This window comes from Pseudomonas putida (assembly GCF_002906855.1).
In the GTDB taxonomy this organism is placed as follows: Bacteria; Pseudomonadota; Gammaproteobacteria; order Pseudomonadales; family Pseudomonadaceae; genus Aquipseudomonas; species Aquipseudomonas putida_N.
Genome location: NZ_MINI01000038.1, coordinates 62635 through 75604, shown reverse-complemented (window position 1 = coordinate 75604; position 12970 = coordinate 62635). Strand labels below are relative to the sequence as shown.

The 12970-nt window shown below is 60.7% G+C and carries 11 protein-coding genes; 7 read left to right on the top strand and 4 right to left on the bottom strand.

Annotated features, from left to right (window positions below; translation table 11 throughout):
• Positions 1–58: 58 nt before the first annotated feature.
• Complete coding sequence (locus tag BGP85_RS12765; protein WP_103448353.1) at positions 59–1141, top strand: aminopeptidase; 1083 nt, start codon at positions 59–61, stop codon at positions 1139–1141.
• A 40-nt stretch (positions 1142–1181) separates the two neighbouring features.
• Here BGP85_RS12765 and BGP85_RS12760 read toward each other — a convergent pair whose 3' ends face one another.
• Both BGP85_RS12760 and BGP85_RS12755 read right to left on the bottom strand, forming a co-directional pair.
• Positions 1182–1832 (bottom strand): HAD family hydrolase, encoded by a 651-nt coding sequence (locus BGP85_RS12760; protein ID WP_103449857.1) that lies wholly within the window; start codon positions 1830–1832, stop codon positions 1182–1184.
• Between the two features lie 20 nt (positions 1833–1852).
• A complete protein-coding gene (locus BGP85_RS12755) occupies positions 1853–2401 on the bottom strand; it encodes a gamma carbonic anhydrase family protein (RefSeq protein ID WP_103448352.1) in 549 nt (182 codons plus the stop codon).
• 102 nt (positions 2402–2503) lie between these two features.
• Between BGP85_RS12755 and prlC the strand changes: the two genes are divergently transcribed.
• From prlC to BGP85_RS12725, 6 genes are all read left to right on the top strand, one after another.
• On the top strand, positions 2504–4555 hold the full coding sequence (gene prlC, locus BGP85_RS12750) for an oligopeptidase A (RefSeq protein ID WP_258035889.1): 2052 nt from the start codon (positions 2504–2506) through the stop codon (positions 4553–4555).
• Positions 4552–4833 (top strand): YheV family putative zinc ribbon protein, encoded by a 282-nt coding sequence (locus BGP85_RS12745; RefSeq protein ID WP_103448350.1) that lies wholly within the window; start codon positions 4552–4554, stop codon positions 4831–4833. The genes prlC and BGP85_RS12745 overlap by 4 nt, the downstream gene beginning before the upstream one ends.
• Positions 4834–4925: 92 nt before the next feature.
• Entirely contained in the window at positions 4926–6935 is a 2010-nt protein-coding gene (locus BGP85_RS12740) for a M3 family metallopeptidase (RefSeq protein ID WP_181004524.1), read from the top strand.
• A 79-nt stretch (positions 6936–7014) separates the two neighbouring features.
• Positions 7015–8073, top strand: a complete 1059-nt coding sequence (locus BGP85_RS12735; protein ID WP_103448348.1) for a PA0069 family radical SAM protein — start codon at positions 7015–7017, stop codon at positions 8071–8073.
• 293 nt (positions 8074–8366) lie between these two features.
• Positions 8367–9086 carry a carbonic anhydrase gene (locus BGP85_RS12730; protein ID WP_103448347.1) on the top strand — a complete coding sequence of 240 codons (720 nt, stop codon included), beginning with the start codon at positions 8367–8369 and terminating at the stop codon, positions 9084–9086.
• A gap of 195 nt (positions 9087–9281) precedes the next feature.
• Positions 9282–10799, top strand: a complete 1518-nt coding sequence (locus tag BGP85_RS12725; RefSeq protein WP_103448346.1) for a SulP family inorganic anion transporter — start codon at positions 9282–9284, stop codon at positions 10797–10799.
• Between the two features lie 2 nt (positions 10800–10801).
• Here BGP85_RS12725 and BGP85_RS12720 read toward each other — a convergent pair whose 3' ends face one another.
• Both BGP85_RS12720 and BGP85_RS12715 read right to left on the bottom strand, forming a co-directional pair.
• Complete coding sequence (locus BGP85_RS12720) at positions 10802–11884, bottom strand: hypothetical protein (RefSeq protein ID WP_103448345.1); 1083 nt, start codon at positions 11882–11884, stop codon at positions 10802–10804.
• A gap of 107 nt (positions 11885–11991) precedes the next feature.
• Positions 11992–12636: a hypothetical protein gene (locus tag BGP85_RS12715; RefSeq protein ID WP_103448344.1), complete on the bottom strand. Its 645-nt coding sequence runs from the start codon at positions 12634–12636 to the stop codon at positions 11992–11994.
• Positions 12637–12970 lie beyond the last annotated feature (334 nt).

The window sequence follows — 12970 nt, the reverse complement described above, 5'->3', positions numbered from 1 at the left end:
CCCCCTTGGCGAGATAGTCTTGGAGCGCATTGGCCATGAGCGAGTTGGATAGCCCCAGATGGATCTCATTGTTCTTTTCAAGCGCTCAGGCCCTGGGCCACTCGACTGCGTTTTCAGGCGTTTGGTTCCCCTGCTGGCTGTCTTTCTGCTGAACGGTTGCAGCACCGTGGGCTATTACGGCCAGTTGGCCGAGGGGCAATGGCAGCTGTTGCGGGCGCGCCAGCCGGTGGACAAGGTGATCGCCGACCCGGCCAGCAGCCCGCGCTTGCGCGCTCGCCTTGAACATGCCGAAGCGGCGCGGGTGTTTGCCAGCGAACAGCTCAAGCTGCCGGACAACCGAAGCTATCGGCTCTACGCCGATCTGCAGCGCCCCTACGTGGTGTGGAACGTGTTCGCCACACCTGAGCTGTCGTTGCAACCGGTCACGCACTGCTTCCCCATTGCCGGCTGCGTCGCCTACCGTGGGTATTACCGCCAGGGTGCCGCGCGTGGTGAGGCGGCGTTGATGCGTCAGCAAGGCCTGGATGTGTACGTGAGCGGCGTCGAAGCGTACTCGACGCTGGGCTGGTTCGATGATCCGATCCTGTCTTCCATGGTCGCTTGGGGGGATGAGCGGCTGGCCACGCTGATCTTCCATGAGCTGGCTCATCAGCGCTTTTATGTGCAGGACGACACCGAGTTCAACGAGTCGTTTGCCACCTTCGTCGAGCAGGAAGGCACGCGGCAATGGCGCGCCGCCCGTGGGCTTGCGGCGATAGGGGAGGATCAGTCGCAGCAGCGCGACCAGTTCACCCGGTTGGTCCTGGCCAGCCGTGAGCGGTTGCAGGCGATTTATGCGGGGCCCTTGGACGATGCGCACAAGCGGGCGGCGAAGCAGGCAGAGTTCGAGCGCTTGCGCAGTGAATACAAGCAGGTGCGAGACAGCCAGTGGAACGGGGACAAGCGCTATGACGCCTGGATCTATGCGCCGCTGAGCAATGCCAAGTTGTTGCCGTTCGGGCTTTATGACCAGTGGGTTCCGGCGTTTGCGGCTGTATTCCGAGAGGTGGGTGGGGATTGGGCGCGGTTTTATGAACGGGTCGAGCAGCTTGGGCGGTTGCCGGCTGTCGAGAGGAAAGCGGAGTTGCAGCGGTTGATGTGAGCCTGTGAGATTTTGGGGCTGCAAAGCAGCCCCATGGCCCTCAGCCCTGGATAAAGGCCTGATGCAAATCTGCCACACTCGCGAAATGGTAGGCCGGTGCCTCGGCCACCAGCTCTTCATGGCTACCAAACCCATACCCTACCGCCACCGCCTGCAAGCCATTGCTGCGAGCCCCGATCAGGTCATGCTTGCGGTCGCCAATCATCAGCGTCTGCGCTGGATCCAGCCCTTCCTCATCCAGCAGATGACGGATCAGCTCGACCTTGTTGGTCCGCGTTCCATCCAGCTCGCTCCCGTAGATCACCTTGAAGTGGTGATCGAACGCAAAATGCCGGGCAATTTCCCGGGCGAACTCCCACGGCTTGGACGTGGCGATATACAGCGTCCGGCCTTGGCCATTCAGGGCTTCGAGCAGCTCCGGCACGCCTTCGAACACCAGGTTCTCGTACAAGCCTGTGACACGGAAGCGTTCGCGGTAGAAGTTCACCGCTTCCCACGCCTTGGCTTCATCGAAGCTGTAGAACTGCATGAAGGCCTGCAGCAGCGGTGGGCCGATGAAGTGTTCGAGGCGGGTCAGGTCGGGCTCGTCGATGCCCAGCTTGGCCAGGGCATACTGGATCGAGCGGGTGATGCCCAGGCGCGGGTCGGTCAAGGTACCGTCGAGGTCGAAGAGGATGTTCTGCTGGTGCATGTTCGTCTCGGTAGTCGGGTTCATTCCGGTTGGTCGTAGCCTTCGGCCAGGTGCTGGTCCTTGAGCTTGACGTAGTTGCCGGCGCTGTAAGGGAAGAAGGCATGTTCCTGGTCGTTGAGCGGCCTGACCTGTTTCACTGGGCTGCCCATGTACAGGTAGCCACTGACCAGGCGCTTGCCGGGCGGCACCAGGCTGCCGGCACCGATGATCACTTCGTCTTCGACGATGGCGCCGTCCATGATGGTGCTGCCCATGCCGACCAGGATGCGGTTGCCCAGGGTGCAGCCATGCAGCATGACCTTGTGGCCGATGGTCACCTCGTCACCGATGATCAACGGATAACCGTCGGGGTTGAAGGGACCGGCGTGGGTGATGTGCAGCACGCTGGCGTCCTGCACGCTGGTGCGTGCGCCGATGCGGATGCGGTGCATGTCACCGCGGATCACCGTCAGCGGCCAGACAGAGCTGTCCTCGCCGATTTCCACATCGCCCAGGACCACCGCCGAACGGTCGACAAATGCCCTGAGTCCCACTTTCGGAGTGTGTTGCTGGAAGCTGCGGATGGCCATGATAGCGTCTCTCATCTTTGCCGATAGGCAGGCTGCCTGCTGCGGTCGGCGTCGATTGTAATTAAGATGGGGCAGTGTTTCTCCTGCCAAGGTATCCGAACCGTGAGTGCGAACAACCCACTTCTGCAGTCCTACGATCTGCCGCCCTTCTCGCAAATCCGTGCCGAACACGTGTTGCCGGCGATCGAAGCGATCCTGGCCGACAACCGTAAAGCCATTGCCGAGATCCTCGAACAGCAGGGCAAGACCCCAACCTGGGCCGGCCTGGTGCTGGCCATGGACGAACTGAACGACCGCCTGGGTGCTGCCTGGAGCCCGGTCAGCCACCTTAACGCGGTGTGCAACAGCCAGGAACTGCGCGAGGCTTATGAGTCCTGCCTGCCAGCGCTGAGTGCCTACTCTACCGAACTGGGCCAGAACCGCGCGCTGTTCGAAGCCTATGAGGCACTGGCCAACAGCCCGGAAGCCGCGGGCTTCGACGTGGCGCAGAAGACTATCCTCGACCACGCCCTGCGTGACTTCCGCCTGTCGGGCATCGACCTGCCGGCCGACCAGCAGCAGCGTTATGCCGAAGTGCAGAGCAAGCTGAGCGAGCTGGGCAGCCGCTTCTCCAACCAGCTGCTCGACGCCACTCAAGCCTGGACCAAGCACGTTACCGACGAAGCCGCACTGGCCGGCCTGACCGATTCGGCCAAGGCGCAGATGGCCGCTGCTGCACAGGCCAAGGGCCTGGACGGCTGGCTGATCACCCTGGAATTCCCCAGCTACTACGCGGTGATGACTTACGCCAGCGACCGCGCCCTGCGTGAAGAGCTGTATGCCGCCTACTGCACCCGTGCCTCGGACCAGGGCCCGAATGCCGGCCAGTTCGACAACGGCCCGGTGATGCAGCAGATCCTCGACCTGCGCCAGGAACTGGCCGGGCTGCTGGGCTACAAGAATTACGCCGAGCTGAGCCTGGCGACCAAGATGGCCGAGTCCAGCGATCAGGTGCTGAGCTTCCTGCGCGACCTGGCCAAGCGTTCCAAGCCGTTTGCCGCCCAGGACCTGGAGCAGCTCAAGGCCTACGCCGCCGAGCAGGGCTGCCCTGAGCTGGCCAGCTGGGATGCCGGTTACTTCGGCGAGAAGCTGCGCGAGCAGCGTTACAGCGTGTCGCAGGAAACCCTGCGCGCCTACTTCCCGATCGACAAGGTGCTCACCGGCCTGTTCAGCATCGTCCAGCGCCTGTACGGCATCGAGATCGCCGAACTCAAAGGCTTCGACAGCTGGCACCCGGACGTGCGCCTGTTCGAGATCAAGGAAAACGGCCAGCACGTCGGCCGCTTCTTCTTCGACCTCTACGCCCGTGCCAACAAGCGTGGCGGTGCCTGGATGGACGGCGCCCGCGACCGTCGTCGCACGGCTGGCGGCGAACTGCAGAGCCCGGTGGCCAACCTGGTGTGCAACTTCACCCCGGCCGCGCCTGGCAAGCCTGCGCTGCTGACCCACGATGAAGTCACTACCTTGTTCCACGAATTCGGCCACGGCCTGCACCACATGCTGACCCGCATCGAGCATGCCGGTGTGTCCGGCATCAATGGCGTGGCATGGGACGCGGTCGAGCTGCCGAGCCAGTTCATGGAAAACTGGTGCTGGGAGCCGGAAGGCCTGGCCTTGATCTCCAGCCACTACGAAACCGGCGCGGCCCTGCCCCAGGACCTGCTGGACAAGATGCTTGCAGCGAAAAACTTCCAGTCGGGCATGATGATGGTGCGCCAGCTGGAGTTCTCGTTGTTCGACTTCGAGCTGCACGCCAGCCACGGTGATGGCCGCAGCGTGCTGCAGGTACTCGAAGGCGTACGCGATGAGGTTTCGGTGATGCGCCCACCGGCGTACAACCGTTTCCCCAACAGCTTCGCGCACATTTTTGCTGGCGGATATGCGGCGGGCTACTACAGCTACAAGTGGGCTGAAGTGCTGTCGGCCGACGCCTTCTCGCGCTTCGAGGAAGAAGGCGTGCTGAATGCCGAGACCGGTCGCGCGTTCCGTGAAGCGATCCTGGCCCGCGGCGGCTCGCGCGAACCGATGGAGCTGTTCGTGGACTTCCGGGGGCGTGAGCCTTCCATCGATGCATTGCTGCGCCACAGTGGTCTCACCGAGGACGCTGCGGCATGAGCGAGGTTGCAGTGAACAAAACCAAGAAACGCTTTATCGCCGGGGCGGTCTGCCCGGCGTGCAGCGAGCCCGACAAGCTGATGATGTGGAGTGAAGACGACGTCCCGCACCGCGAGTGCGTGGCCTGCGGCTTCACGGACACCCTTAATGAACAGGGCCTGTCGGTGCCCAAGGAGCTCGGTACCCGGGTCAACCAGCTGGCGCCGAAAGCGGCACCGGCCAAGGTGCAGACCGTGCAGTTCTTCCCGAATCCGAAGCTGAAAAAGCCGAGCGAGTAATCCGGGTCGACGGGTGTTAGATAATGCCAGCCGCGGCAGCGGAGGGAGGGCGGATAGTTCTGCTCTTCTTCCGCATCCCGTCAGGTACTGTCATGGCACTGTTGCACGCTGCAAATTTACTGGATTACCGGCAGGTCACTCCCGATCAGGCCCTGCAGGCTATTGAAATCAGCATTGCCAACTATCGTCTGGGCATTGAAGCGGTTGTCGAGCATCAGGCCGCATTACCCACCTGGGACGATCTCGTCCTTGCCGTCGATGCGCTCGACGCCGATCTGCAAGGCACTTTCTATGACTTTGCGCCCATGGCCAACCATAGTGATGAGTGGCGGCAGGTGTTCCAGAAGACCTATCTCGAGGCCGATGGGTGCTTCAAAGAGAAGCTGCGAAATGTCGAGCTGTATCAACTGTATGTTCGTATGGCCAACAGCGCAGTGGGCCAGCATCTGGATTCGCGCAAGCAAGCGACGCTGGCGCTGATCCTTCAGGAATACAAGAACGGCGGCGTACACCTGGGCACGGAAGACAAAGCCCGCCTGCAACAACTGGAAAAGCGAATAGGCGAGCTTACGACACGATTCCTGACCAACGTCGACTCCACCGTTGCATCCCTTGCCGTGCACGTTACGGATGAAAACCGACTTGAAGGGATTGCCGGCCAACAACAGGGGCAGATGCGCTCGGTTGCGCAGGCCGCAAAGCTTTCCGGTTGGGTGATCGCCTGCGACGAAGCAAATTTCACCCACGTCCTCAAATTTGCAAAAGATCGGTCGCTGCGTGAACAGGTTTATCGTGCCTACCATTTACAGGGCGTCAGCGACGACCCTGCGCTCGACAACGGTGAAGTGATTCGGGAACTCGTTGAACTGAGAAATGAAAAGGCACGTTTGCTGGGGTTCGAGGACCATGTGCAGCTGAGTGTGCAGACCAAGAGCATCGGCACTGTTGCCCGGCTGGAGGCGTTTCTGCAAAGTCTGGAAGATCGGATGAAACCGGCCATGTCGGCTGCTAGAGGCACAATAGAGCCGCAAGCGGCAGCACATGGTATTGATACCCTCGAACCTTGGGATATCGAGTATCTGTACGCCAATGCCCTTAGCTCCGAGAGCCTGCTTTCGGAGGCAACCATGCAGGAATACTTCACGTTCGAAGTTGTGGTGGCGGCGCTGCGCGAGATGGCCAGGCGGCTCTTTGGCGTTGAGTTGCAGAAGTTGAATGACTCAAACGCCTGGCATCCCAGCGTAATCGTCTTTGAGGTGGTCAAGGATCATGCAACGATCGGTCATCTTTATCTGGATGCCCTGCAGCACGATGGCAAAGCACCTGACACGGTCAAGACCGTGACCCATTGGCATCGACGGGTAGATGCCGAGGGGCGTTATCACCGTGTCGTGGTTGCCGTGTACAGCGACATACCTCAGGGTATTGATGGTCGCCCTCCGTTGTTGGACCACCTGGCGCTCAGAAAGCTCTACCATGAGTTTGGTCACGCCCTGCACAGTCTGCTGGTCAGCACGAACAATCACCTGCTCTCCGACACGCGTCGGCTGGGTAGCGATGGGGTGGAAGTTCCATCGAAGCTCTTCGAGTGCTGGGTCTGGGATGCCGACTACCTGGCAAGTATCTCTGCTCACTACCAGGACGGTCGAAAGTTGAGCAGCGCTGAACTGAAGCCCGTGCTGGACAAACTGCAAGGCGACAATGCCCGGTCAAGCGCGACGCTCCTGGGCCGGGCGCTTCTCGATCTGGGCTTGCACCGATCGGCCACCAACGGAGTGGACCTTTCCCGTCTCGTGACTGACAGCCATCTGCGCACCGGGCTATGGCCGTTGAAAGGTTTCGAGAAACCGCTGCACGGTTTCACTCATCTGGTGACGGGTTACGATGCCGGCTTTTTCGGTTACCTCTGGGCGGATGTCCATGCGTGGGACCTGTTCAGTCGGTTCGAAGCGGCAGGCTTGCTGGATCAGCCAACCGGTCGAGCATTGCTGGATGAGGTTCTTGCACCGTCCGTATCTCGGCCGTTCTTGCAGGGTATCGAATCGTTCCTGGGCCGACCGGCGGATACGACACGATTCCTGAAGTGGACGGGGCTGGCCTGATGCCGTTGCGGTGACCGGCGGCGCTGGTGTGCGCCGCGCGAAAACTATACTGTATATAAATACAGTTTAGGTGGCGTCCATGATGATTCCCATGTCGCAGAAAGGGCGTGGCACTGTCCTGCAACCACACAACCGTTTCGCTTCGTCCCGCTCTGTGGTCGAGGACGATGGTTGGTATCAGGAAGTGCCACTCACCCAGGGCACCGAGGTGCGCGTCGAGATAGCCAAGTCCGTCATCAGTCGCAATACCTCCCCCGATCTGCCCTTCGACCGCTCGATCAATCCTTATCGTGGCTGCGAGCATGGCTGCATCTACTGTTATGCCCGTCCCTCACATGCATACTGGGACCTTTCCCCAGGGCTGGATTTCGAGACCAAGCTGATCGCCAAGGCTAATGCTGCCGAAGTGCTTGCGCAGCAGTTGAGCAAACCGGGCTATGTCTGCGCGCCGATCAACCTGGGCTCCAACACCGACCCTTACCAGCCAATCGAGCGCGAGCAGCAGCTGACGCGACGGTTGCTGGAAGTCCTTTTGCGCTTTCGCCATCCGGTGACCATCGTCACCAAGGGCGCGCTGGTACTGCGCGACCTGGACCTGCTGGCCGAGATGGCCAGCCAGCGTCTGGCGCGGGTGATGATCAGCCTCACAACCTTGGACAACGACCTCAAGCGGGTGCTCGAGCCTCGCGCGGCTTCACCCAATGCCAGGTTGCGGGCCATTCGTGTGTTGCGCGAAGCCGGGGTACCGGTGGGCGTGTTGTGTTCGCCGATGATTCCGATGATCAACGACAGTGAACTGGAACACCTGCTGGAGGCTGCAAAGGAAGCGGGTGCTCAGAGCGCTGCCTACATGATGCTGCGCCTGCCGTTGGAAGTGGCACCATTGTTCGAGCAGTGGCTTCAGGAACATTACCCGCAGCGGGCGGCCCATGTGCTCAGCCTGATTCGCCAGTGCCGTGGCGGCGAACTTTACGACAGCCGCTTCGGTGCGCGGATGCGTGGTGAGGGGGTGTTTGCCGAGCTTCTGGCGCAGCGCTTTGCCAGGGCGATGAAGCGGCTGAACTTCGAGGGGCGGGAAGCGCAGGCATTGGATTGCTCGGCCTTTTGCCCGCCCGGTGGTCAGATGGCGTTGTTCTGACTGCAAGTGGCGCCTGCCGGCATCCCCAGTGTCACTCATTCAAGCAAATAATCTGAGTAATGGCTCTTGGCAGCTGATGCTTTTTTGCTATTATTCAGCTCCCGCCTTTTCGATCTGGAACGCCTGTTCTAGAGCCTTCGAATTAAGTTTCAGTTAAGTTTTACCCGCTAGCGTAGGAATCCAGTCAGCGACGACTGTGATCTATCGCCTGTGCGCGTCATCTAAATCTGCGCATAGCCAGAATCTTTCACCGGTAAAATGGATTTACCTTCACACCGTCAAGAGGATGAATCATGCCCGTAAAGGACCCATCCAAGGTCGTTCCGCCAGCTCCAGCGGAGAGCGCCGATGCCGCTCTGAAGCACATCGTCGACGGCTTCCTGCGCTTTCACCATGACGTCTTCCCCGAGCAGCAGGAGCTGTTCAAGAAGCTCGCCACTGCGCAAACTCCGCGCGCCATGTTCATCACCTGTGCCGACTCACGCATCGTCCCCGAGCTGATTACCCAGAGCTCGCCGGGCGACCTGTTCGTGACCCGTAACGTCGGTAACGTAGTTCCGCCATATGGCCAGATGAACGGCGGCGTTTCCAGCGCGATCGAGTACGCGGTGCTGGCGCTGAAGGTGCACCACATCATTGTGTGCGGCCACTCCGACTGCGGTGCCATGCGTGCCGTGCTGAACCCGCAATCGCTGACCAAGATGCCGACCGTTTCCGCCTGGTTGCGTCACGCCGAAGTGGCCCGCACCGTGGTCGAGAACAATTGCTCGTGCGGCAGCGAGCACGAAACCATGCAGGTGTTGACCAAGGAAAACGTCATCGCCCAGCTGCATCACCTGCGCACCCACCCGTCGGTGGCTTCGCGCCTGGCAGCGGGTGAGCTGTTCATCCACGGTTGGATCTACGACATCGAGACCAGCAAGATCGAAGCCTACGACGCAGCCAGTGACAGCTTCATGCCACTGACCGCAGGCGAGCCCGTGCCCTGCGCCACTCCGAGAGGCCGCTACTAAGCGACCCGTCCACAGCTGAATCTTGAATAGCCGGCTGCACCCAACGCGGGTGCGGCGCGGCCTTCGGCTGCCTTGAAAATGCCCTGACTACCCTGCCGGCGATTCCCGCTGGCGGCCCGCGCCTGCGCGTTCGTCAGGGACCAAACGTGCCCACGGCCAGGGGAATGGCCGTGCGTCAGAGAAAGGAGAAACACGGTGAACATTACACAGTTGAAAGCGGCCCTGCCGCGTGAGTTGCTGGCGTCGGTGGTGGTCTTCCTGGTCGCCCTGCCGTTGTGCATGGGCATTGCGATCGCCTCGGGCATGCCGCCGGCCAAGGGCCTGATCACCGGTATCATCGGCGGTATCGTGGTCGGCTTCCTGGCGGGCTCGCCGTTGCAGGTGAGCGGCCCGGCGGCGGGCCTGGCGGTGCTGGTATTCGAATTGGTGCGTCAGCACGGCATGGCCATGCTTGGGCCCATCCTGCTGCTGGCGGGGATTCTGCAATTGCTGGCCGGGCGCTTGCGCCTGGGATGCTGGTTCCGTGTCACGGCGCCAGCAGTGGTGTACGGCATGCTCGCTGGCATCGGGGTGCTGATCGTATTGTCGCAGGTGCATGTAATGTTCGACACGGCGCCACAGCCGTCGGGTCTGCAGAACCTGCTGGAGTTTCCCGCTACCGTGAGTGCTGCCCTGCCGTTGGAAAATGCAGGTTCCGGCTGGATGGCCGGTGCGCTAGGGCTGGGTACCATTGCCATCATGTGGGCCTGGGAGCGGTTGCGGCCACAGCGGCTAAGGTTCGTTCCGGGCGCCTTGCTGGGCGTGGCGGCGATGACCGCTATCGCCATGTGGCTGGCGCTGCCGGTGAACCGTGTGCAGGTGCCAGCGGACTTGACCGAAGCCATCGACTGGATTCGCCCCGATGACCTCATGAAACTGGCTGACCCGACATTGCTGGTTGCCGCCTTTGCGCTAGCGTTCATCGCCAGTGCCGAAACCTTGTTGTCGGCCGCTGCGGTCGATCGCATGCACAGTGGCCAGCGCTCGGATTTTGATCGTGAGCTTTCGGCCCAGGGGATCGGCAATATGCTCTGCGGGCTCCTGGGAGCCTTGCCGATGACCGGCGTGATCGTTCGCAGCTCGGCCAATGTCCAGGCCGGGGCACAAACCCGGGCCTCGGCGATCCTGCATGGGTTGTGGTTACTGGCGTTCGTGGTGGTGCTGAGTACGGTACTGCAGCAGATTCCGGTGGCGAGCCTGGCAGGCGTGCTGGTCTACACCGGTATCAAACTGGTCGATTTCAAGGCGCTGCGAAATTTGGGCCGCTACGGTCGGATGCCGATGTTCACCTATGTGGCGACAGCCATGGCGATCATCTTCACTAACCTTTTGACCGGTGTACTGTTGGGTTTCGCGCTGACATTGCTGAAGTTGGCATTCAAGGCAGCGCGCCTGAAGATCTGCCTTGTCCAGCTGGAACCCCGTGGTCATATGGAGCTGCGCCTGAGCGGGGCGGCAACGTTCCTCAAGGTGCCAGCGTTGACTCAGGTGCTCGAAAGCGTACCTGCCGGTACCACCTTGCATGTGCCGCTGGCCAACTTGACCTACATCGACCATTCATGCCTGGAACTGCTGGAGGATTGGAGCAAGACCAGCGGCTCCAGCCTGCGTATCGAACAGCGAGGGCTCAAGCGCAGGGTGGAAGGCCGTTTGCGTAGCGTTGCTGGCGCCTGAGGTCAGTGCTTGAGCTCGGTCATCTCCGGTGCACCCGGCCATGTACCTGTCAGGTTCACGGTGCGGGTGCCGCCCAGCCACTCGCTGGCGGGCGTGTTCCACCGCATCGACTTGCGGGTGTTGGAGCCGATATTGATGAACTCTGCAGTCAACACCATCTCGGTGGCAGTGAGGGGAATTTCGCCGAAGCTGGTTGAGCTTCCACAGATTACGGTCCTGGAATCTTCGACCGGGCCGGCGGGTGTCTGGTAGGTCAGTGTGACCTTGGTGGTGTAGGTGGTGAAGGACGAAGCCTTGCTATCAATCAGCAGGTTCAAAACGCCGATCTTGCCGACCCAACTCGGAATCAGCACCCGGCTGCCTGCAAACGAGGCAAAGGTATAAGCGATTGGCAGGGGGTCAGTTGCCACTTCACCGCTTTTTGCCGGTAGGGTATGCGTCTCCACTTCACTGGAGTTGCTGGTGAATACGTAGCTCGCCTTGCCTTTGCCATTGATGCCTTCTTCACCGAGCAGGCGGTTGAGGCCGCTTGCGCTGCCTGAAACGGTGAAGCTGGCGTTGTTCTTCTTCGATACTGCATTCAGCCCGCTGCTGGCGTAGATGACCGAGGTCACCACGCCAAAACCTTCGGAGATGCCGGCTGCGGTCGCCATGTTCAACTTGTGCGCCTGGGAGAGCAGCCAATCGTACTGGTCGTCCAGCACGGAAAGGTTGCTGATGGCGTGCTCACCGGCGATCGCGAACTCCGAAGTAATGGAGTTCTCCTTGTCGAAAGTCCATTCCAGTGCGGCATCAGGTTTGACTTCGGCACCGGTGTTCGGGTCAAAGATCACCCCTCCGACATTAGCGCTGACGCTCCTGCACGCCACGCCAGTGGATTTGAAATCCCACTTCCGGCTTTGCTGGTTCTTGCTGATCTGGACGCCGGGCAGGCAATCGGCCACAAGCTTGAAGTCGCCGGAGTCGGAATCGATTATGCCGACTGCGCCGGGCTTGATGGAGGGATTGAGGCCCCAGTTGCCCCATATTGTGCGATAGGTACCCCGCAACAGGTCCGTGTAGATCCGGTTTCTTCTGATCGTCATTGTCATCACCTTTAAATGGAAAAGGCCGCCCAGAGGCGGCCGGATGACAGTAATGATCTGAGGTGGGGGGCAGCAGCGGGAGCGCTTTCCCTAGCCGGTTCGTAGAGTCAGGCGTTGGTCTTGCCAAACTCCACGTTCAACTGGCGCGACAGGCACGGCCAGCGCTTCCAGGCTTCACCCGTCTGCGGGCTGCGGAGGGTTTCGCGATAGGCTTCCACCGATTCTGCGGCAAAGCTGTCGTCATCGAGCATTTCTTCCAGCGAGTGGTGCACTACCTCATCCAGCTGATTGGCAAAGGTTTCGCCGATCAGCTGGTGGGCGATCAGGTTGGCCACCGTGGTGTCGACCGGAATCAGTGGTTGCTGAAAGTGGCGGATGTACAGGTCGTTGACCTCCTCCACCAGGCGGTGCGCCAGGTAGGCCTCATCCAGCAGGCAATCGAGCCCCACATGCCCCTGCATCACGCTCGGCGGCCGCAGGAAATAGGCTTCGGCAATCTTCAGTACGGGTTTTATCTGGGATTCGATCCCCGCTTCGCGGGCTACGTGGTAGGCGGCATCCAGCAGCTCCGGGACCTGATCGATGTAAGCGCTGACGAAGCGCGCCAAAGTACCCTGGGCGTCCTGCTCAGGCAGTTTGATCGAGGGGTGCAGGTGAGGCAGTTGCAGCTCGAGACGCTCTTTCAGTTGGCCGGTGCGGCCTTCGTGGTCGTGGGCTTGGCTAATCTGCTCGCGTACAGCAGCGATGTTCATGACAACTCCAGGGACAAGACGTTTCAAACGGAAGACACTAAATTAGCTCGGTATACAGAATACCTAAGACGCATTTGTTATAAACCTCGCAAACGTGTGCGCAGTTCGGCATATCGCATTGCCATTATTTTGCCATAGCCCCTCAAGCTCGGGCTTTTGCACGGCCTTTCGCATTTCTTGAAGTTCATTTCACCAGCGTCGTTGCGTGCCGTTGGTCGCTGTCTATACTCCCGTTGAACGTGATTCGTTGATGAGGCCCGACTGCTTTTGCAGGGGCTCGGTCGTCGAAGCCAGGCAGTCTTGACCGCCGTTCCCTCTTGCCGCAGGCCACGCC